This window comes from Spiroplasma poulsonii, assembly GCF_009866525.1.
Lineage (GTDB): Bacteria > Bacillota_I > Bacilli_A > Mycoplasmatales > Mycoplasmataceae > Spiroplasma > Spiroplasma poulsonii.
Genome location: NZ_CM020866.1, coordinates 1,618,175 through 1,639,426 on the forward strand (window position 1 = coordinate 1,618,175; position 21,252 = coordinate 1,639,426).

The 21,252-nt window shown below is 26.3% G+C and carries 29 protein-coding genes and 1 pseudogene; 12 read left to right on the plus strand and 18 right to left on the minus strand.

Features of this window, described 5'->3' with window-relative positions; all coding sequences use genetic code 4:
• Positions 1–20 precede the first annotated feature (20 nt).
• A complete protein-coding gene (locus tag MSROBK_RS09160) occupies positions 21–881 on the plus strand; it encodes a hypothetical protein (RefSeq protein ID WP_105629016.1) in 861 nt (286 codons plus the stop codon).
• Positions 882–1,050: 169 nt separating this feature from the next.
• Here the strand turns inward: MSROBK_RS09160 and ffh are convergent, their stop codons facing one another.
• The 4 genes from ffh to MSROBK_RS09175 form a co-directional block, all read right to left on the minus strand.
• Positions 1,051–2,409, minus strand: a complete 1,359-nt coding sequence (ffh, locus tag MSROBK_RS09165) for a signal recognition particle protein (RefSeq protein ID WP_040094182.1) — start codon at positions 2,407–2,409, stop codon at positions 1,051–1,053.
• Positions 2,410–2,499: 90 nt separating this feature from the next.
• Entirely contained in the window at positions 2,500–3,825 is a 1,326-nt protein-coding gene (gene rny, locus MSROBK_RS09170) for a ribonuclease Y (protein WP_052443543.1), read from the minus strand.
• On the minus strand, positions 3,810–4,028 hold the full coding sequence (locus MSROBK_RS11865; protein ID WP_040094184.1) for a hypothetical protein: 219 nt from the start codon (positions 4,026–4,028) through the stop codon (positions 3,810–3,812). Before MSROBK_RS11865 ends, rny begins: the two co-directional genes overlap by 16 nt.
• Before the next feature lie 68 nt (positions 4,029–4,096).
• Positions 4,097–4,633, minus strand: a complete 537-nt coding sequence (locus MSROBK_RS09175) for a glycoside hydrolase family 31 family protein (RefSeq protein WP_040094186.1) — start codon at positions 4,631–4,633, stop codon at positions 4,097–4,099.
• 185 nt (positions 4,634–4,818) lie between these two features.
• On the opposite strand from MSROBK_RS09175, the gene MSROBK_RS14190 reads away from it, so the two are divergent.
• Both MSROBK_RS14190 and MSROBK_RS14195 read left to right on the plus strand, forming a co-directional pair.
• A complete protein-coding gene (locus MSROBK_RS14190) occupies positions 4,819–5,271 on the plus strand; it encodes an IS5 family transposase (RefSeq protein WP_040092446.1) in 453 nt (150 codons plus the stop codon).
• Entirely contained in the window at positions 5,256–5,654 is a 399-nt protein-coding gene (locus MSROBK_RS14195; protein WP_242441474.1) for a transposase family protein, read from the plus strand. Before MSROBK_RS14190 ends, MSROBK_RS14195 begins: the two co-directional genes overlap by 16 nt.
• Before the next feature lie 85 nt (positions 5,655–5,739).
• Here MSROBK_RS14195 and MSROBK_RS09185 read toward each other — a convergent pair whose 3' ends face one another.
• The 6 genes from MSROBK_RS09185 to MSROBK_RS09205 form a co-directional block, all read right to left on the minus strand.
• Entirely contained in the window at positions 5,740–6,129 is a 390-nt protein-coding gene (locus MSROBK_RS09185) for a TIM-barrel domain-containing protein (RefSeq protein ID WP_159373264.1), read from the minus strand.
• Complete coding sequence (locus MSROBK_RS09190; RefSeq protein ID WP_052443545.1) at positions 6,086–6,331, minus strand: TIM-barrel domain-containing protein; 246 nt, start codon at positions 6,329–6,331, stop codon at positions 6,086–6,088. The genes MSROBK_RS09185 and MSROBK_RS09190 overlap by 44 nt, the downstream gene beginning before the upstream one ends.
• Positions 6,332–6,343: 12 nt before the next feature.
• Entirely contained in the window at positions 6,344–7,435 is a 1,092-nt protein-coding gene (locus MSROBK_RS09195) for a TIM-barrel domain-containing protein (protein WP_052443546.1), read from the minus strand.
• A complete protein-coding gene (locus tag MSROBK_RS11870; RefSeq protein ID WP_242441458.1) occupies positions 7,435–8,712 on the minus strand; it encodes a PTS transporter subunit EIIC in 1,278 nt (425 codons plus the stop codon). Before MSROBK_RS11870 ends, MSROBK_RS09195 begins: the two co-directional genes overlap by 1 nt.
• The gene (locus tag MSROBK_RS11875; RefSeq protein WP_242441459.1) at positions 8,712–9,350 is read right to left on the minus strand and encodes a PTS transporter subunit EIIC; all 639 of its coding nucleotides are present in this window, start codon (positions 9,348–9,350) and stop codon (positions 8,712–8,714) included. Before MSROBK_RS11875 ends, MSROBK_RS11870 begins: the two co-directional genes overlap by 1 nt.
• Positions 9,351–9,422: 72 nt before the next feature.
• Positions 9,423–9,761, minus strand: coding sequence for a UTRA domain-containing protein (locus tag MSROBK_RS09205; RefSeq protein ID WP_052443547.1), 339 nt, complete (start codon positions 9,759–9,761; stop codon positions 9,423–9,425).
• Positions 9,762–9,865: 104 nt separating this feature from the next.
• Here MSROBK_RS09205 and MSROBK_RS09210 point away from each other — a divergent pair, with 104 nt between their 5' ends.
• Both MSROBK_RS09210 and MSROBK_RS09215 read left to right on the plus strand, forming a co-directional pair.
• Positions 9,866–10,141, plus strand: coding sequence for an IS3 family transposase (locus MSROBK_RS09210; protein WP_040092565.1), 276 nt, complete (start codon positions 9,866–9,868; stop codon positions 10,139–10,141).
• A gap of 32 nt (positions 10,142–10,173) precedes the next feature.
• Positions 10,174–10,974, plus strand: coding sequence for an IS3 family transposase (locus tag MSROBK_RS09215; protein ID WP_206780852.1), 801 nt, complete (start codon positions 10,174–10,176; stop codon positions 10,972–10,974).
• Here the strand turns inward: MSROBK_RS09215 and MSROBK_RS09220 are convergent.
• From MSROBK_RS09220 to MSROBK_RS09230, 3 genes are all read right to left on the minus strand, one after another.
• Positions 10,962–11,303, minus strand: a complete 342-nt coding sequence (locus tag MSROBK_RS09220) for a winged helix-turn-helix domain-containing protein (RefSeq protein WP_040094190.1) — start codon at positions 11,301–11,303, stop codon at positions 10,962–10,964. The genes MSROBK_RS09215 and MSROBK_RS09220 overlap by 13 nt on opposite strands.
• Positions 11,304–11,380: 77 nt before the next feature.
• Positions 11,381–11,905, minus strand: coding sequence for a ferritin (locus tag MSROBK_RS09225; RefSeq protein WP_040094192.1), 525 nt, complete (start codon positions 11,903–11,905; stop codon positions 11,381–11,383).
• 36 nt (positions 11,906–11,941) lie between these two features.
• Positions 11,942–12,799, minus strand: a complete 858-nt coding sequence (locus tag MSROBK_RS09230) for a hypothetical protein (RefSeq protein WP_174842688.1) — start codon at positions 12,797–12,799, stop codon at positions 11,942–11,944.
• A gap of 83 nt (positions 12,800–12,882) precedes the next feature.
• On the opposite strand from MSROBK_RS09230, the gene MSROBK_RS09235 reads away from it, so the two are divergent.
• Positions 12,883–13,718 (plus strand): IS5 family transposase gene (locus MSROBK_RS09235; RefSeq protein WP_105628953.1). Its coding sequence is split into 2 segments (ribosomal slippage): positions 12,883–13,279 and positions 13,279–13,718, totalling 837 coding nucleotides; the frame shifts between segments, so codons are not numbered across the junction.
• Between the two features lie 120 nt (positions 13,719–13,838).
• Here MSROBK_RS09235 and MSROBK_RS09240 read toward each other — a convergent pair.
• Positions 13,839–14,123 carry a helix-turn-helix domain-containing protein gene (locus MSROBK_RS09240; protein WP_040094195.1) on the minus strand — a complete coding sequence of 95 codons (285 nt, stop codon included), beginning with the start codon at positions 14,121–14,123 and terminating at the stop codon, positions 13,839–13,841.
• A 70-nt stretch (positions 14,124–14,193) separates the two neighbouring features.
• Between MSROBK_RS09240 and MSROBK_RS11880 the strand changes: the two genes are divergently transcribed.
• A complete protein-coding gene (locus tag MSROBK_RS11880) occupies positions 14,194–14,622 on the plus strand; it encodes a spiroplasma phage ORF1-like family protein (RefSeq protein WP_040092571.1) in 429 nt (142 codons plus the stop codon).
• A 19-nt stretch (positions 14,623–14,641) separates the two neighbouring features.
• Here MSROBK_RS11880 and MSROBK_RS09250 read toward each other — a convergent pair whose 3' ends face one another.
• The 4 genes and pseudogenes from MSROBK_RS09250 to MSROBK_RS09265 form a co-directional block, all read right to left on the minus strand.
• A complete protein-coding gene (locus MSROBK_RS09250) occupies positions 14,642–16,837 on the minus strand; it encodes a spiroplasma phage ORF1-like family protein (RefSeq protein ID WP_040094197.1) in 2,196 nt (731 codons plus the stop codon).
• Positions 16,830–17,132, minus strand: coding sequence for a hypothetical protein (locus MSROBK_RS09255; RefSeq protein WP_040092983.1), 303 nt, complete (start codon positions 17,130–17,132; stop codon positions 16,830–16,832). The genes MSROBK_RS09250 and MSROBK_RS09255 overlap by 8 nt, the downstream gene beginning before the upstream one ends.
• An 11-nt stretch (positions 17,133–17,143) precedes the next feature.
• Positions 17,144–17,380 (minus strand): hypothetical protein, encoded by a 237-nt coding sequence (locus MSROBK_RS09260; protein WP_040092604.1) that lies wholly within the window; start codon positions 17,378–17,380, stop codon positions 17,144–17,146.
• Positions 17,380–17,696 (minus strand): annotated as a pseudogene (locus MSROBK_RS09265) (hypothetical protein). The gene MSROBK_RS09260 and the pseudogene MSROBK_RS09265 overlap by 1 nt, the downstream one beginning before the upstream one ends.
• A gap of 701 nt (positions 17,697–18,397) precedes the next feature.
• On the opposite strand from MSROBK_RS09265, the gene MSROBK_RS09270 reads away from it, so the two are divergent.
• From MSROBK_RS09270 to MSROBK_RS09290, 5 genes are read left to right on the plus strand one after another with little or no spacing between them, the layout of a single operon-like run.
• Positions 18,398–18,682, plus strand: a complete 285-nt coding sequence (locus MSROBK_RS09270) for a hypothetical protein (protein ID WP_040094199.1) — start codon at positions 18,398–18,400, stop codon at positions 18,680–18,682.
• A complete protein-coding gene (locus tag MSROBK_RS09275; RefSeq protein WP_040094201.1) occupies positions 18,637–19,128 on the plus strand; it encodes a hypothetical protein in 492 nt (163 codons plus the stop codon). The genes MSROBK_RS09270 and MSROBK_RS09275 overlap by 46 nt, the downstream gene beginning before the upstream one ends.
• A complete protein-coding gene (locus tag MSROBK_RS09280; RefSeq protein WP_040094204.1) occupies positions 19,109–19,510 on the plus strand; it encodes a hypothetical protein in 402 nt (133 codons plus the stop codon). Before MSROBK_RS09275 ends, MSROBK_RS09280 begins: the two co-directional genes overlap by 20 nt.
• A gap of 11 nt (positions 19,511–19,521) precedes the next feature.
• Complete coding sequence (locus tag MSROBK_RS09285; protein ID WP_040094205.1) at positions 19,522–19,980, plus strand: hypothetical protein; 459 nt, start codon at positions 19,522–19,524, stop codon at positions 19,978–19,980.
• A gap of 17 nt (positions 19,981–19,997) precedes the next feature.
• Entirely contained in the window at positions 19,998–21,224 is a 1,227-nt protein-coding gene (locus tag MSROBK_RS09290; protein WP_040094207.1) for a hypothetical protein, read from the plus strand.
• Positions 21,225–21,252: the final 28 nt, after the last annotated feature.

Sequence of the window (21,252 nt, forward strand, 5' to 3'; positions counted from 1 at the left end):
CTCCCCCATTATATGATCAAATGATATGAGATTTTACAAAAGATTCTAAACCATTAGATGATATTTTCAAAACTACTGTTAAAACTTATATTACAAGTCAAAAGAAATTTCAAGATATTAATATTACTTACAATGATACTGCGTTAATTGAAAAAGAACAAAATGGAGTATTAACATTAGAAAATAAAGGTTATGATGGTTTAACAGAAAGAACAAAACCAGTTAATGTCTTATTACAAAAATGAATTGGGGATAAAATGAATAATGGTGTTGGTTGAGATGACATTGACAGCGTCCAACCTAATGATTTTGTTGATTTTTACAAAAAAAATGTTGGTCCCATTTTTAATGTTGATGAGACTCTTGGTCTAAATCTAGGGGCATTTAAAATTAGTCTAAATTATTTTAACATCTATGGATTAGGATTATTTGGTAATATCACAAATAAAGATAACGAAGATGCCACAATTACTGTGAATTTATCACAAGGAGCAATTAATAAAAAATTAGCAAGTTGAGGAAAAATTATTATTCAATTTATTAAATATGCCCGCGGTGGTACTTTTTCTGGGAAAATAGTTGAATTAAGAGTTCCTAATAAAATATTTAAAAAAGTATTAGAACAAAACCGCAAAGATGGTCTTAAAAGTGTTATTGCTTTCTTAGTAAAGGATTTTAAATTTTCTGAAGAAGCCAATGATTTGGAAGACCTTGATTTATTTAACATTAAATTACATTCAGCATTAGGGAACCCTAAAGGAGAACAAAATTGAAATAATGATCTAACTTGGACTGCTGAAGTTTGGACAAAATGAGCAGTGATGTTTACGTTTGGCGAAAGTTTTGATAATGGTTTATACTATTCATTTGCATCAAAATAAGTTGTTGGCGATTATAGAGATGATGTTGATCTCTATATATCACCAAGAAATTAAAAAACAAAATAAGAACTAAATAATGAAAAAAAGTTTAAGAACAATTAAAGATTGTAACTTAAACTTTTTTTCATTTGGGTTCCAATTTTTTATAATAAATCTTTGAAATATTATTTTAATTAAAGCCCATTCCACTTAAACCACCCATACCAGGAATGTTTGGCATACGACCAGATTTAATTTGACGGGCAATTTCATCTACTTGTTTTTTTGTTTTTTCAAATTGATTAATTAACTCATTATATTCTTTTTCTGTTCGTCCTGAACCTTTTAAAATACGGTTTTTTCGTGATAAGTGTTTCAACAACCGTGGTTCACGACGTTCTTTAACTGTCATTGAAGATAACAAGACTTCTGTTGCTTTTAATTTACGTTCTGCATCAGCAATTTTTTCATCACTCATTTTTGGCATCCCGGGTAGTAATTTCATAATTCCCCCCATTTTCCCCATTTTTGAGATTTGTCGCATTTGATTTAGCAAGTCTTGTAAATCAAACTGTCCCATCATCATTCGATTCATTGTTTTTTTAATATCACGTTCATCTAAAACATCTTTTGCTTTTTCAACTAAGGTTTGAACATCTCCCATCCCCAAAATTCGATCTGCCATTCGGTCAGGATAGAAAATTTGTAAATTACTCATTCCTTCTCCAGTTCCGATAAAGGTAATTGGTAATTTGGTTAGGTGCGTAATTGATAATGCCGCTCCCCCACGAGCATCACCATCTAACTTAGTAACAACAACGCCAGTTAATTTTAACAACTGATTAAATTCTGTTGTAACATTAATAATATCTTGTCCCGTCATCCCATCAACGACAAGTAAGATTTCATCAGGGGTAATATTATTTTTAATTTCTTTTAATTCTTGCATTAATTCTGCATCAATATGTAAACGTCCCGCCGTATCAATTAAAATAACATCATTTTTATTTTCTTTCGCATATTTAATTGCTTCTTGGGCTGTTTTAACAGGGTTTTGTGTTCCCCGTTCAAATACTTCAATATTTAAATTTTTTCCAATTGTTTTTAACTGATCAATTGCAGCGGGACGATAAATATCACAAGCTACCAACAATGGTTTTTTTTGATATTTCTTTTCCACAAACTTAGCAATTTTACCAGTTGTTGTTGTCTTCCCACTCCCTTGTAATCCGACCATCATCACAATTGTTGGTTTTGAAGCAAAAGATAATTCCTTTGCTGTTTTCCCAAAAATATTAACTAATTCTTCATGAACGATTTTAACCATCATTTGTGATGAATTCAAACCATCTAAAATGTATTCGCCACGGGCTTTTGCTTCTACTGCTTTAATAAAATCTTTTACCACTTCATTATTAACATCCGCTTCTAATAATGCTAACCTAATTTCACGCATTGTTTCACTAATAGCATCACTAGTTAGGGTTGATTTTTTCATATTTTTTTCAATTGATTTTTTTAATCGGTTTGCTAAAAAATCTCCAATCATTACTAATTCTCCTTTATTTTTTATAACAAAATCTTTCCTCTTAATTATAATACGAAAACTTCCATAAAAAAAGAATAAAAAATTATTCTTTTAAATAACAGTCTCTGTGATTCGTAATTCTCTAATTACCGTAATAACAATATCTCCTGGGATTGCCTTTGCTTTTTTAATTTTTTCTTTAATATCAATTGCAATTTTATGGGTACGGTCATCATCGCTAATAACTGGATTAACAATAACACGGATTTGACGACCTGCTTGTAAAGCATAAACTGACTGAACGCCAACTACTGTTTGACAGATTTTTTCTAATTCAGACATTCGGGCAATATAATTTTCAAGATTATTATTACGACTCCCTGGGCGTGCTGTTGATAATGTATCAGCTGCAGAAATTAAAACTGAATATGGATTATTAGCAGGAACCTCACCATGGTGTGAAGCAATTGCATTAATAACAATTGAATTTTCACCACATTTTGTTGCTAATTTAACTCCTAAGGTAACATGGCTTCCTTCGTTGTCAAAATCAACTGCTTTTCCAATATCATGTAATAAACCAGCTCGCATTGCAATCGTTGCATCTAAACCTAATTCACTAGTCATTGTTGCTGCTAATTTAGCAACTTCGATTGAATGTAATAAAACATTTTGGCCATAACTAGTTCAATATTTTAAGATTCCTAAATGACGAATCAATTCAATGTCCATATTATCTAATTCTAATTCCGCAACAACTTCTTTTCCTGTTTCTAAAATTGTCATTTCAATTTCATCTTGTTCTAATTTGATTGTTTCTTCAATCCGATTTGGCTGAATCCGCCCATCAATTAATAATTTTTCTAATGTTTTTTTGGCAATTTCACGACGAATAGGATTAAAAGATGAAATTTGAACAACATTTGGAGTATCATCAATGATTAGATCAACTCCAGCAGCAACTTCAAAAGTTCGAATATTACGACCATCTTTCCCAATAATTCGGCCTTTCATATTATCATCTTCTAAATAAACAGAAGTGGTTGTTTTCTCTACCACAATATTAACAGCATACCGTTCAATTGCACTAGTAACAATACTAATCGCTGTTTCTTTAGCATTAATTTTTGCTGTATTCTCAGCATTTTTTAAAAATTCACCAATTTCTTTTTGGTAATGGTCACTTATTTCTTTAAAAAGTACATCTTTCGCTTCTTCAAGAGAATAACCTGCAACTTTTTCAAGTTGTTGAAGATTATGTTCAACTAGTTCTTGGTAATAATTAATCTTTCCCTGTAATTCTTCTTTTTTACGAAACGTTTCTTGTTCTTTACTATGTAATACTTCTTCACGTTCAATAATTAAACGCTCTCTATTTGTTAAGAACTTTTCTGTTTCTAAAAATTCTTCTCGTTTACGAGCTAATTCATTATTCATTTCTTGTCGAATTTGTGCTGCTTCAAATTTTCCATCAGCTTTTGCAACATTAATAATTTTTTTGCCTTTTCTTCAGCTTGTTTTATTTTTAACTTCGTTTTTTTAATTAATTTAAATCTTAGATATTTTTCACATAAAAACCCAAGAAAGTAAAAACCAATTGCAACAGCAATAATGGTTATTACTCATATAGATATTTCCATAATTATGTCTCCTCTACTTAAAGTATTATATATTATACTCTTTTTTAAGGAAAAAATGTAAATAGCACCTATTTTACAAGATAATTATGATTTGATGAAACATCAAACTTTTTATTTTGATAAGTGATTATAATTAATTTTTCGTTAAGTTTAAACTTTAAGTCGTATTGTGCTGGTAATGTTCCATAAAGATTTAATTCCAATGAAACAGTATCTAATTGTTCAAAATGATAATTATCTTCTTTAATAGTTGGAATAATATTGTTTCCTTTTACAAAAATTAGCATTTCATCAACCGGACAAACCAATAAATAAGATTGCTTTCCAAGATATTTTTTTTCTTTTTGCCCGAACAAAAACCATTCTCCAGCTGGCAAGTAAACTTCTCGCTTTGTTGTTTGTGGTGTTAAAACAGGTGCCACTAATAAATTACTTCCTAAATAAAACTGATCATAAATTAATTGTGCAATTGAATCATCTTCATTTTCCAACACCATTGCTCGCAAAATTGGAACCCCTGTTGTTGCTGCCTCTAATTCACACATTTTAAAATATGGTAATAGTTTTCGTTTTAATTTTGCATATTTTATTGCGTTATCTAACACCCTTGCTGAAAAGTTTTATGGTTCACGCGGGCCAATTCCATGAAAACGTGATAAAGGACATAACATTCCCACTTGTGTTCAACGCATATAAAGGTATTCATCAAATGGTTCTTCACTAGACTTCTTGCGATACCCTTTTTTATTAAAATATTATTATAAAATATAATTTATGAGGACATAAAAATATGAACAATAATAAATTTAATACTCTTAATGATAGAGAATGGTTAAGATTAACAGGAATAAAAAAATCCACTTTTAATAAAATGTTAGATATTTTAAAAGTTGCTGAAATAGAAAAATTTAAAAAAGGTGGTAAAACTAATAAATTATCATTAGAAAATAGATTATTGATGACTTTATTATATTGACGAGAATATCAGACTTATTTTCATCTTGGTAAAAGTTTTGATATTAGTGAGGCTAATTGTTATCGTAATATTAAGTGAATTGAAGATATTTTAATTAAAAACTCTGATTTTCAACAACTTGCTGGTAAAAAAGCACTAATAAATGATTATTTTAATGATAAAACTATTATTATTGATGCTACCGAAACTCCAATCCAACGCCCAAAAAAAGACAAAAACAATCTTATTCTGGTAAAAAGAAAAAACACACGATCAAAACACAAGTAATTATCGAACAAGAAACCAAAAAAATTATTGCAACAAGTTTTTCGCTCGGAAAAAAACATGATTATGCTTTATTTAAAGAATCAAAAATCCCAATTTTAAAAAATACCAAATTAATAGTTGATAGTGGTTATCAAGGAATACAAAAAAATCACAATAATGTTCTAATACCTACAAAGAAAACAAAGAAAAACCCTTTAAACAAAGAACAAAAGCAATATAATAGACTAGTTTCAAAAATGAGAATTATTATTGAAAATATTTTTGCTATTCTTAAAAAATTTAAAATTATTACAGAAAAATATCGTAATCGAAGAAAAAGATTTGGTTTAAGATTTAATTTAATTGCCTCAATTTATAATTTACAATTATTATATTTAACATAAAATATTTATTTAAAATTAAATAATTTAAATAATAAATTAATTTTTCGTTGTGGAAAAATATTAAATTTTTAAATAAAAAACATAATTAATTAAAATTATATTTTTCTATTAGTATCTTTTTTACAAATATTTGCAATTTTTTAACAAGTAATGCAAGAAGTCTACTATAAAAACCACCAATGTCAGTTCCTCATGCCATTTCCCCACTCACTCCTAACGATAACCCCGCATTTAAATGAATCTTTAATTCTGTAAAATTTGAATAACTATCACCAGATCATTTTTCTGAGAAGCGTTGTGTGCCAATATATCCTGGCCGGCAAAAAGATAATGTTTTGTTTGGCCCAAAATACTTAACACTAGCATCATATGCTGTTTTACAATATAAAAAATGATAATATTGGCGAAATTCTTCTCCCGTTAAACCGTTATTAAAATAAGCATTGGGTGGGATTGGGTGGGATACCATCCCCATAATCTAGTTTAACAAATCGTAATCCTAATTTAAATAATTTTTGCAATTCATCTTGATATCACTTAACAGCAGCTGGATTAGTAAAATCAACAATACCACAATTTGTTTGATAAGTTTCGGTTCCTGTTAGCGGATGGGCATATGAATTATCATTTGTTATTTTTACTAAATAATTATTTTTCAAAGCAATTTGTCAATTCACGCTATTATCAGCTTATAAATAAGGGTTAATTCAAAAACAAACGGCAATGTTTTTTGTTTTTAATTGAGCAAATAATTCTTGAAAAGAACCAAAAGCATTTTCGTTATACTCAAAGTTACAACTTTTTGTATAGCGGTTTTCTAATCATTTTGGGTCCAAACAAATAACATCTAATGGGAAATTAACTTTGTTGCTTTTTTCAATTTCTGCTCACAATTCAGCTTTATTATGATAATACAAGCGATTACATCATATCCCATAACTCAAATCAAGGATTTCTGTTGGTTTACCAGTTAAGTCGGTATACTGACTAATCAGTTCCTTCATTGTTGACCCCGTAAAAAAATAAAGGTCTAAACAGGATTCAAAACTAAGGAAACTAATAGCATCAGTTACTGGCGAACCAATTTCAAAACTAGTTTGTTCACCAGTATTAACTAATACTCCTCATTTTTTTGTTGAATAAAATAACGGCAATCCGTTATATGCTAAATCATGATTTGCAACACAAGAATTATCACTATTTCAAATCGTTGTCTCAATTCCATTTTTAACTAAAAAACGAAATTTTTCCCCCAACCCATATATTTTTTCATCATTCATTAACCAAAACGACATAAATGGTTGTCATTCATTACTTTTACCAATTTTTCAACCTAATGGGGGCGTACGATAATTTTCAAACATTTCATATCCTTTACGAGTATTGGTTTTAAATTTAACAACAGCATTGCAATCAAGTAATGTTATTTGAAAGGGTTCCTTTTGAATTACCAACTTTTCATTCTTTAATAATTTTATTTCAAAATAATTAGGATGATTAATTAAATCAATTTTCTTAAGATTTAATGAGTTTAAATGCTCAGCAAATCGACTATTATTTATCTTTTTTTGATAATACTGTAAGTTAATGATTCCATTAGAATATAATGTTATTTTTAAAGTTGATTTTTGTAAATTACTTAATGTAACTTCAAGATATAAACTATCATCTTGCCATCAAAAATCACTAATTTTTCTAACAACAGCATAATCATAGTTAAGATCAAAAAATGGTTTCTTTTGGGGAAATGAATATGCTAATAAATTCTTATCTTTAATCATTAATATTTCTCCTCCCCTTCTGCAATTTGATCACTTAAGTATTCATCAATTTTTTCTTTATAAATGCTTACTTTTGGTCCATAAACAATTTGATAATACTTTCCTTGCTTAATAACCCCAATCGCACCTGTTTCTTCTTTAAATTTATCAACCACTTTTTTATCATCTTTAACAACAACTCGTAATCTAGTCATACAACAATCAACTTCTTCAATATTTTCTGCCGTTCCAAGTAAACTAACAATTTTATGAATTATTTTGTCATTACCCCCCGTTTCTTTTTGATTAGGGGTCAAGGAAAAAACAATATTAACTTCTTCACCAACACCAGGAATATTTGGTTTTAATCTTTTTGTTAACCCATAAAAGATTCCAAAGTAAATTGCGAGAAAAAGAGCACTAACTAAAATAAATCAACAACCATCTAATCATAAATTAGTTTTAATATTGTCTGTAATTAATGTTGTTGGTCCTAATACTAAAAAGTATTTCATAATAATTTCAATTGCTCCAAAAGCATGAATTCGCATCGGAACTAAATCAGCCATCCTAAAAGCCATTCCTGTCATTACCGCGTGTGCTAAATATAATAATGGTGCTGTATACATAAAAATAAATTCAATTGGTTCTGTCACACCGGTTAATAAGCAAGCTAATCCCCCAGAAATATAAATTGATTTATATTTAACGCGATTAGTTTTACTAATTGCATACATCATTCCAATTCCAGCACCAATTAATGACCCTGTTGAAGTAACCATTTGTCCAACTTTAAAACGCACTGGTTCAAAAGCGTTCATTACAATTTGATAAACATCATTAACCCCCGTTGAATTTGGAACAATATTATTTGCATATTCCGTTCAATTATTTTTAACTAAATTTAACGCTGTAATTCAGGTATATAACATTTGTTCTTGTCCTTCTGAAACTAAACTCTTTTTATCAACTAAATGCTCAGCAACAGTATAATCAAAAAAAGCTACCAGTTCTTCTTTTGTAAGCGGATAATTTTCAAATAAAGTATCTGAGAAAGTATTAACACTAGTATAATCTAAAACCCCACCTAATGAAGTATAATTCATTGGAATGGTAATCATGTGATGTAATCCAAATGGTAATAGTAAACGTTCTAAAAAACCATAACCAAAGGGGATAATAAACGGAATTTTATTATTTAAAGCAATACTCTTTCCAATAACATTTATTCCCGTTTGAATTAATGGTCAAAATAAAGACAAAGTAATTGCGATTGGTAGAGAAATTACAATTACCATTAATGGTACAAAACGTGGGCCATTAAAAAAGATAATGCATTAGGTAACCGATTAAAAGCAAAAAATTTATTGTAAACCCCAGCTCCAATAAAACCAGTAATAATTCCTCCTAATGCGTCGAAGCGAAGCGAATAAACGCCTTCTTGATTACTAAAATAATCTTTTTGGTTGGTTCATTTTCCCCCTAAAATATAATTCATAAACTCAGTTCCATCAGTTCCTGTTCTCGTTACAAAAAATGTTGCTCCAACACTTAATAATGTTAAATAAGCAATTGCTCCAGCAAAACAACCCCCTGCTCTTTTTTTAGCTCATAATCCACCAATGGCAATGGCAAACAACAATCCAATATGACGAAATGGCATCCAACCAATTGTCTCAATAATTGTTCCAATATGGTTGGCTACTTTGGTAATACTCGTAATTTGGCCAAAACCTAATGGTCCAATAATCTTACCAACAACAATAAACAATCCGGCAACTGGCAAAATTGCAATCATTGTTAAAATTGCTTTAGCAAATTTATTAATTCCAATTTTAAATTGTGAATTCTTTCCCCCTTCAAATGGCGCTTTAATTTTGTTTTTTAATTTCATAAAATAGTTTTCTTTTTTCCTTAAATTTTCTGATTTTGCCATTTTTGATTTCTCCCTTCAATTTTAATTTTATTTGCCAAAATAAAAATAAGAACTTGTCGTAACAAGTTCTTATTAAAAATAATTTACTTTATAAAATTCAAATTTTTCAGGTTGATATGTTTCTTTACTACATTCAACAACTTCGTGATATTCATAAAAAGTAATTGAATATTTTTTCGGGATATATGTTTTAAAATTTAACTGCAAAAACTTTTTGTCATAGATATTAGGTAATTCTAAGCCTAAATATTTCAGGTTATTAACTAGCGTAATATTACGAGAGTTAATATAAGATAATAAACTATCTTCACAATCTTTAAAATTAAGATTTTTTAAAATTGTTTTATTAACTCAAATAATAGAATATTTTTTAATCTGATCATTTTGATAACGAACTTTAATTAAAATCATAAAATCATTATCCGAACATTGATATGTTGGATGGGTTAAGATAAATTGGACAACAATAATGTGGAGTAAGGATTATAATTAAATTAATAAATGGAGGTGTAATTATGGCAAAGAATCATTATACCGATGAATTTAAACAACAAATTGTTAGTCTTTATAAAACAGGTAAAACAGCAAAACAATTGTCCAGTGACTATCAGGTCGGTAAATCAACAGTTTGAAAATGAATTTATGAATTCAATAATTCTGGTTCATTTAAAGCAAAAGATAATCGAAGCCCAGAAGAAAATGAACTAATTCATCTAAGAAAAGAAATTAAACAATTACGAATGGAAAATGATATTTTAAAGCAAGCCACACTGATAATAGGCAAAAAATAGTAATTATTAAAAACAACAAAGAAAAATATGCAATTACTAATTTATGCAAAACACTAAAAGTTCCTAGATCAACGTTTTATTATCAATTGAAATCAAATAATCCTAAATCAAACCATACTATTGATAATGCTGTTATCAGTATTTTCTTAAAAAGTCGTAAAAATTATGGCACAAGAAAAATTAAAGTTATGTTAGCACAACAAAATATTTTATTATCACGAATAAAAATTAGTAAAATAATGCAAAGATATAACTTAATTTCCAATTATACAAAACTTAAATATAAACATCAAAGTAACAAAAACGCTACATACAAATATCATAATTTGTTAAATCAAGAATTTAATAATTATAAACTACATGAAGTTGTTGTCAGTGATTTAACACAAGTTGCTATCAATAGCAAATGATATTATGTGTGCTTTCTAATTGATTTATTTAATCGTGAAGTTATTGGTTATGATGTTAGTTCTCATAAAGATGCCAAATTAGTTGAAAATACTTTTAAAAAGCTTAGTTTTTCTTTAGATAATATTAAAATATTTCATACTGATCAAGGCAGCGAATTTAATAACAATATCATTTACAATCTTTTAGCTAAAAACAATGTTGCAAAATCTTATAGTAAACCGGGCTGTCCTTATGATAATGCTGTTTCTGAATCAACCTATAAAATTTTAAAAACAGAATTAATTAAAAACAGAAAATTTAAAAATATTGAACAATTTAAATTAGAATTATTTGACTATGTTAATTGATACAATAATGTACGAATTCACAGCAAATTAAATTATTTAACACCAATTGAATATAAAAATCTTTACTCTACATAAAATTTGTCCAAAAAACCCTTGCCATTCCATGTATCAATAAAATATGAATCAAACGGAATATTAACAACATATAATTTATTAACTGCACTGTCATATTTTTTTGAAAACGATATTTCTGTGCTTCAAAAGGCTTGATTTAAAGTAAAATAACCTTTCCCCTGCAGACTATAAATCATATTTTCCCCAATTAACTTTTTAAATGCATCACGAACAATCGTTCGACTAACCTGATATTGTTTCATCAGCATTGCTTCTGATGGCAATTTTAAACCTGGCTTGCCCTTAATTATCATTGTTTTTAAATTGTCTTCTAATGCTTTACTTCTCATAATATTAATTTTAAATTGGAAATCAATAAAAAATACTTTTTCTTTTAAAATTAAAAATTTTTAAAGAAAAAGTATTATTATGCATGTGGACTAAATGGATCAATAACTGCTAAAGTATCTGGTTCTTCTTTTGCTCCCATTTTATCATCAATATTATAATAGCTATTATCTGACATTTTAATTCAATCAATAATATCTTTTATTTCCGCTAATTCTTCATAAAAATCAATTATAAATCAATCATAAAATTTATAAGTTACTAAATCAACAACTTCTTGCGCATGATGTGCTAATTTATTGGTTAAATCAGCAAAATATGCCCGTTTTGTTTGATAGGTTTCCATTAGTTCAGTAATATTTTTAACATTATGATATTCTTCAGTAATATTTTTTACTTCATAATGACCATCACGATCTAATACAAAGTTCATAATTCGACGTTGATGTAAAATTTCGTCTTGGGCTTGAACTTGAAAATAATGACTAAAACCAGGAAAACCTAATTTTTCAGCGGCTGAACTTAAATTATAACAAAAAAATTGCATTTTAAGATGTTCATTAATATATTGTTGTAAGTCTTTTTCCATCTCTTTTGTTAACATAACTCTCCCCCTCTTTCTACTTCCATTGTACACTTTTTATTGTCAGTTTAATTTAAAACAAACTTTTTTATTAAAATAATAAAATTGGTTTTCTTTAAATTTGAATTTTGATACTTCAATTTTTTTAGCATCTGGGTTAATTTTTAATTCATCAAAATTAATTAATTCATTAAGATTAAGGTTAAAAATAGTTGTTTTCTTCTCATTAATATTTGGATAAAACTTATTCCAAATTACTTTAATTTGCGTTGCTGTTTCATTATGATGAGCAAGATCATTTAATAATGTTCCAAATTGTTGATTTGATAATGTTAAATATTGATTATTATTTGGTTTAGTTAATTTTAACGTTGCATGTTTTAAAACTTTGCTTAAATCAACTTTATATGTTTGATTAACAACTAAATCATCAATAAACTTATTGTTTTTGGTTGGTAACGCGACAATTTTAAAGCTATAATTAGTAATTTCATTATTAGTTAAAGTTTGATCATTGGCTTTAAAATATTTTAATTCAAAATATTTATCAAAAGTTTCATCTTGATAACCTAGGAATTCCATTACTTTTATTTTAATAATCGTTGGTAATTTATCAACATAGTTGTCTTCTCCAATAACGATATTATTAGTTAAATATTTATCAAATTTTCAAGTTTGTAAACTTTCAAAATCAACATATTCTTTTTCATAAATAAAACCATTTTTACGGAATTTTCTTGGAGCTCCTCATTGCGCATAAACTGCTAATACTAATCCCAATACTGCAATTAAAATTAAAACAGCATAATCTAATTTCCGATAATTTTTAATAAATAATGTTGAGACATCATCACGTTGTGTTTCAAGAACAAAACGAATTAAATTTCATAAAAATAAATAAAAACCAGTTTGCACTCCACTACGTGTTATTAGACTTCTTGCGATACCCTTTTTATTAAAATATTATTATAAAATATAATTTATGAGAACATAAAAATATGAACAATAATAAATTTAATACTCTTAATGATAGAGAATGGTTAAGATTAACAGGAATAAAAAAATCCACTTTTAATAAAATGTTAGATATTTTAAAAGTTGTTGAAATAGAAAAATTTAAAAAAGGTGGTAAAACTAATAAATTATCATTAGAAAATAGATTATTGATGACTTTATTATATTGACGAGAATATCAGACTTATTTTCATCTTGGTAAAAGTTTTGATATTAGTGAGGCTAATTGTTATCGTAATATTAAGTGAATTGAAGATATTTTAATTAAAAACTCTGATTTTCAACAACTTGCTGGTAAAAAAGCACTAATAAATGATTATTTTAATGATAAAACTATTATTATTGATGCTACCGAAACTCCAATCCAACGCCCAAAAAAAGACAAAAACAATCTTATTCTGGTAAAAAGAAAAAACACACGATCAAAACACAAGTAATTATCGAACAAGAAACCAAAAAAATTATTGCAACAAGTTTTTCGCTCGGAAAAAAACATGATTATGCTTTATTTAAAGAATCAAAAATCCCAATTTTAAAAAATACCAAATTAATAGTTGATAGTGGTTATCAAGGAATACAAAAAAATCACAATAATGTTCTAATACCTACAAAGAAAACAAAGAAAAACCCTTTAAACAAAGAACAAAAGCAATATAATAGACTAGTTTCAAAAATGAGAATTATTATTGAAAATATTTTTGCTATTCTTAAAAAATTTAAAATTATTACAGAAAAATATCGTAATCGAAGAAAAAGATTTGGTTTAAGATTTAATTTAATTGCCTCAATTTATAATTTACAATTATTATATTTAACATAAAATATTTATTTAAAATTAAATAATTTAAATAATAAATTAATTTTTCGTTGTGGAAAAATATTAAATTTTTAAATAAAAAACATAATTAATTAAAATTATATTTTTCTATTAGTATCTTTTTTACAAATATTTGCAATTTTTTAACAAGTAATGCAAGAAGTCTATTGAATATTTACGACATTGTCTTTTATTTTTATCGTGTATTTTTTGTGCTTTTGTAGCATTATAATCATTAATATTATCAAACACATTTAACTCTTGCCAAATAGTTTTATAATCTCTATTCATTTTTTTAGCAATTTTCCGAATATTAATTGTTCCATTTTTCTTTTTAAACAAGTCATTATCTTTTAATTTTTCTAAATTTACTATTTCATTAATATCTAATCTTTCATATTTTTTCATATTTTACCCCCTAAAATATGTTATGATTTACATAGAGTAATTATAACATTCTAAATAAGGAGATAAGTATATGAAAAAATGACTAAGTATTTTAGGAGCAATCGGATTAACTACAACAAGTACAACATCATTAATTAGTTGTGAAAAACCAAATAACAATGAAAACGGGGGAGAAGGTAATAAACCAGAACCACCATATAATCCGCAACAACCACCAGAAAATAGTAGTTGAAAGTTAATCCCATTAGATAAATTAAATAGGAATCCAGATAATAAATGATATATTGGAATTGTAAAAAAGAAACAAAATGATAATTTTTCTATTATAAAATTTAATTTTTCAAATAAATCAATTTGAGATAATAGTGGAGTACCTTATCATATTATTAATGGTGTATGATATCTTTTTAAATCATATTATTGTTGAGATGGTTTAAATGAACCTCAAACACCTGAAATTGATACAAATACCGGTAAAATTACAGATTGAAAAGAATAAAAGGACTAACAAGTCCTTTTTATATTAATCTTACAAATTTCATAAATATAATTAATAAGAATATATTTGTTATTGTGTTATATAATGCTGGACTAAATTTTCATACCTCAAATGTTTGACTAAAAAAACTATATATTGTTTGAAAAATCTTACCAACTCCACTTGCTAATTCATTTACTTGTTTTACACCAGGAATATTATTTACAACTCAAATTGCGGCATTTTTTATATGACACGCTAAATTATATCAACTACAACTTTCATATTGTGCTTGTCATCATTGTCCATCGGGGAATAATCCACCGTTGTTTATTTCTTGTCAGTTGTAAATCCCAAAATTAAAATCATAATAACGATACATATCATTTTCTTTTTGCGCTTGTAATTCAAAAACATTATAACCAATTTTTTGTTCTTCAATTTTTTTGTATTTTAAACCATATTTATCTTTTAAAGCGCCTTCAAAAACATAACCCTCATTTTGATTAATATTATAATTATTTGCAACTGAAAAATCATAATTAAACACATTACCATAATTGGTGTTATAAAATCGATTTTTAAATGCTGAATATAATTTAATATCTAACTGATTATATTTATCTGAAAAATAAAAATATCGTGGGTAAATTTTAAAACCATTATTTGCTAATAAACCATATTTTTTATTATAACCTTGCACATAAGTATTATTTTCTAAATCAAAAATGGTACGTAAATAATCTTTATAAAAGTTTTGCGAAACCGTGAACATACTATTTAATAACTTTTCAAATTGACTTTTATTAGTATTAGTTTCATCAATTAAAACATCTCTAAAATTAACTAATTTTAAACCAAAAAAGTTAATTAAAACAATATCATATTCTAAATTATCAATATATCCACTTTCAATAAAATTACTACGATTTTGAAAAACAGGTACCAAAGCATGGGCAAAAAAGGCTTTTAAAAATTTATTAATATCAATTTGACCTTTCATCTGCTCAAAAACAATTTTACCAGTATTGGGAGTATTACCTTGATAATAATTATAAGTTTCAGCACTAAAATTAAAAGTATCTTCTTTTTCTTTTATGAAAGAAAATAAAAAACCTAAATCATCAGTATACCGATAACTATTTGCATTATTACCACCCCAATATTGTTTAAAATGTGTTAATTCTAAACTACCTGCAACAATATTTTTATTTTCATCAATTGTTAAAATCATCCGATAAATTGATTTTCTAGTTAAAATAACATCAGGTTTTCAATCTAATTTTTCCATATTATTAATAATTTTAAAATCAAATATTATTCTTTGACTACCTAAATTTGAGTCATCATAATCAGGATTACCACCTTGCTGAACTCTAATATTTTCTTGCACAATAGCATTAATATATTTTAATAAAAAAGAACGAATATTTTGATATTCATCATCAGTTCAAAAAATTGGATTGTCATTAATATCTATTTTTGGCGTTTCAGGTTCATTTAAACCATCTCAACAATAATATGATTTAAAAAGATATCATACACCATTAATAATATGATAAGGTACTCCACTATTATCTCAAATTAATTTATTTGAAAAATTAAATTTTATAATAGAAAAATTATCATTTTGTTTCTTTTTTACAATTCCAATATATCATTTATTATCTGGATTCCTATTTAATTTATCTAATGGGATTAACTTTCAATTTTGAAATTTTAAATTAACTTGTTGTAAATTATCAACACTTTTTTCTAATTTATTAATAACTTCAACAGTATTAAAATACTTAGCAAATGAATAAAAGAAATTAGTTAATTCTTTTAAAAATTGTTTCTTATCCACATCATAAAATTTATCAATATTATATTGTTTAGCATAAGTATCTCAATTTTTATATAAATCCATAAACTCATCACTAGGCTTATCAAATGAAATCCCAGTTGAATAACTATCCTTTAAAAAGTCTAAATATCATTTATCATTATAAGTTAATATTTGTAATGTTTTTAAAGTTGGGTTAATAAAATAATTTGTTTCTGACCAGTTTTCAAAAAAACTACTGCGTAAAAACATTGTATTAATAAAATCAGTTTCATTCATTCCCGTTGTTTGTTGATTAACAGTATAATTCTGCTGATTTAAGGGTTTAAATGCTGTTAAAGTAATAAATGGAATAATTAAACCTAAAATACCTAAAATAGATATCGCAAATAAAGATAATGACTTACGCATTATTCTTTACCACCTTATCTTTTTTATTTTCTTTTATTAATTTAATAATTTGATTAAATAAATAACCATAAAAATAATGAATTACTAAAATATATCATAATATATCAAATCATAAACCATAAATTATATAACCATTTATACCAGCATATTTCTCTTTTAATTCATCAATAGTTGAAACTGTATCTAATACACATATAAGGGTTAACAAAAAACTTATAACAAGATACAAAATTAAATCAACCCAAGAAATAAATAAACCATTTTCTTTTTGTTTCTTTTCATTTTTATTATCCATAAATTCAACTCCTAACTATATAATGTTTTTGAAACAATAAAACCTAAAATATATAAACTTGATATTGTAAGCATTAACGGATGACTAAACAAAATTGCCATTTTACCAAATAAAGAAAGTAAAAAAGTATCTGAGTTATATAAATCCATAATGATATTTTTTGCTGATGTTAATTGATTTATAATCACCGTAATAAAACCAGTACCAAAAATAGCGATTGCCGCAACCAATAAAACTAATCTAATCATTATTTATTCACTCTCCGATATCCTTGTTCTCTTGTTTTTGCTTGTTTTGCTAAACTTGATAATTGTTGTTTATTGCGATTAATTTTAAACTGTTTACGCTCTTTAAAATGTTTTTGCATACCTTGTTTAGTATCTGATACTCCACGAGCAGTCGTAGAATAAATATTTGATACCCCCGTTTGTACTGTTGAACCTAATTCGTTATATTGGGTTCTTGTTCCGTGAATAGCATAAATCGATAACTTAACAACCATAAAAAAGGTAGTAAGAAAAAAGTTGAGGTTTTATAAAAAATATAAATAAAGTAATTAAATATAAATTAAGGTAATCGCTTATTAGAGCGATTTTTTATTTGCATTATTCATCAGATAGTATCTTTAAAATTAAAAATTAACCTTTTTTCCCTACAAACTAGTTAATTTTTATAATTTCCTTTCTGTGATTTATTATATTTTTTCGGTTTAACAACTAATAATATCATTTTTAATAAAGGTACTATCTGATGAATAATGCAATACTAAAACTTAATATTTTGATGCTTAAAGATGGATAACTCATCTATGGCGCGAAGCCTTAAAGAAAGTGTGAAAGCGATTGGATTTACTACTCCTATTTATTTCTTTAATTCTCGGCAAGATTAATCCCTTGCGAAATGTCAGAGCGCGTGTTTTTTGCTTGTTTTCATAAAAAGAGTGCTGTTAAACCGAAAAAAACAATATCAGACACTAAAAAAACAAGAGGGTTGGAGCTCCAAAAGGTTATTTTCTTTATATAAAGTTGTGTAGGGATGGATGAAACGTAATTAATAACCGGGTAAACTTGTTTTATTTCCGTTGGGGGGTAAATTCTGTTTAAATATAAAGTTTTAATATCGCCACCACCCACCGCCGAAGTGAGGTGGATGGCGAATTAACTAATTAAATTAAAATATAAATATTCTTACTAAATATCAAAATATTAACCAACAAAGGAATTTTCTGTTTATTTAACAAAATAAGAAGAAAGGAATAAAATATTATGCAAGAATATAAAAGTAAATATATTAATAAAACTTGAAATGAAATAACAACTTCGTTTGATTGAGTTAATTGTCAACCTGTTAATTGTCGTATTTCTCATCATAAAAATCATTATGATTTACAGTGTTTAGAATGAGCAAAAATGTACTTAAATTTATTTAAAAACAAGTGGGATGTTATTGCTTCTTATATGCAACATTACAAAATTAACGATATTTTAGATTTAGCATCAGATGGATGAAAAATATTACAAATTGACAAAAAAATAAACCAGATAAATTAAAATATATTATTGCAATTGATCCTGCTGGAATTGGACAAACTGGTATTATTATTTATAATTTTCTGCAAAAGAAAATAATTAATAATATTACTTTTAATTCCAAAAATGAAGAAGAAGCAATAAATAATATGTATTTAATATTAAGTCAATTTAAAAATAAAATTTGTTCTTATTTTAATAAAGTTATTATAATAATTGAAGATTATCAACTGCATAAAGGTTTAAAAATAAAAAATCCATTATCTACTCCTAAATTTATTGGTGGTTTAAAAGTTTTATGTAAATATCTATTTAATTTAAATTATGTTTTACAATCGCCAGTTATTAAGAAAAATTATTTTTATAAAGGAAATATTAAAATGACAGAGCATGAACATGATGCATGAAAACATTTACAATATTTTTTAGCAAAAGGAAGTGATAATAATGGCACAAACAAAAAGTAATTTATCTAAAAAAACAGTAAATAATAATAAGGCAAAAATAAAAAATAAAAGAGTTAACAAGTTGGAATTAACTGTTAGATTACATGAAAATCCGATTAAAACTAAAATAAAGGCACTGGTTGCTGGTGGTGTTGAAATTGATGCATGCTCTGCGAAATGTCAATGAGAAGGATTAAATTATTCAACATTATCAATATATAACCCGCCAATTGTATCTGAGTTTTTAAAGTTAAGAAAAGATGATGAGATAAAAATTAAAGGCTCAGTATTTAATCAACTAAATTTAAAAAATAAACGTTATTTTTTATCTTTTCGAGTCGATAGTTTTGAAATTATCGAAAAAGCGATTAGAAAAAGAACAAATATAAATATTAAAAATTAGGAGGAAAAACAATGGCATTAAAAAATGTAAAATATGTTCTTATTAATGAAAATAATGAACATATCAAAAATGAAGATGGTAGTTTAGATATTAAAATTGCTGAGATTATTTTAGAAAATACTGTTGAAGTTGAAGAATTTAATGCAAGTAATTTAGAAAATAGTAATCTGCAAATCAACGAACTACAAACAAAAAATACTGAATTAATTTCACAAATTGAACAACAAACAATTCAATTAAAACAAATTGAAGTAATTGACTTTATTAATTCTTTAACTGATAATGAAGAATTTAAAAATGTTTTATTAAAGTCTTATTATATTACTGATGATATTGAAATCATTAAAACACAATTGCAAAGTGTTTATGATGAATTAATTAAGGTACAAACAGTTAATACTGGTGGCGTACCAAAAGTAGAAAACAAAGAAAACAATATTTTAGATACAGACAATGTATTTAATAAATAGAAAGAAGGAAGTAAAATATGGCACAAAACCCACAAAGAATTTTCGGAGATATCGCTAATCAAGCAACAAAACAAGACCGAGAAACATTTGAACAATGATATTTACAAACTTATCAACAAAAATTTAGTTGAGAAGCTTTATTTGCGTGAAAAGAGGCCAATAAATTTGGTTTAACATATAAAAAAAAGAAAAATATTAAATACAATGAAGGTCTAGGAAATGAAGGACAAGTATTTAATACTGATGATAATTTATTAAAATACTCAACAGTAGAATTTGAAGATGGAATTGTTGAATTAGATACAATTTTAACTTTTGCTCGTAAATTAGACCCCGTAGAAAGTGATTTTAATCCTAATCTTTGAGCGGCAGATATTGAGCAAGCAATGGATACTGAGGTTGCTTATAAAAGAAATAAAATTTTAGAAATTATTAATAAAGGAACTATTACAACTATTCAAGGTAAAAAAGCAGATGATACAAACGCTTTACAAATCCACGATGAAATTATGGATAAAATATATGAAAACGGCTTTACCCCATCAGAAACAGTTATATTGGGTTCGGCTGATTTTATTCGTGGAATTCGTAATAAATTACAGTTACAACTTGGAGCAAACGACCAAATAAATAGCGTAATTTCAACAAGTGGAGCAATGAAAACTGTTGAAGGAACAACATACTATATGGTTCCTAAAAAATTACCAATTATTAATAAAGATGGTTCAGAAGGAACAATTGAATTATTACCAAATGGAGTTAATGCAATTGCCTTTAAATTTAGCAAAAAATATGACCCCCTTATTTTACGCAAAAAAGACCATACTCCGTTAAGGGTTGGTGCTGCTGCGTTAGGTACTGGAATGGGTAATACTTTGATTATGGAAAGGGTTTTATATTTAGGTGGAGCAGTAGTTGAACCCAAAGGAATTATTAAACATATTGTTACAAAAATTAATATTAGTAAAATTAATAAATTAGATAAAACAACTATTCATTTTGCAGACCCAAAAAAAATAACACCAGAACAATTAAAACAACAATTTAAAGATGTTGTTTTAAAAGCAGTAAAAGTCGTAGATAGTTCTTTAACTGAAAGTGATTTCGATTATTTTATTGAAGCTAAGGGTGAAGATTGACCAATTGATATTACAAATGATAAAACTGTTGAAGTTCAAATTGATGGTAAAAACAACGCTACTGGTCAAACAAATACAATTGATGTCGTAATTAAAAATTCTTAATAGTACTAAAAAATAATACTTTTTCGTT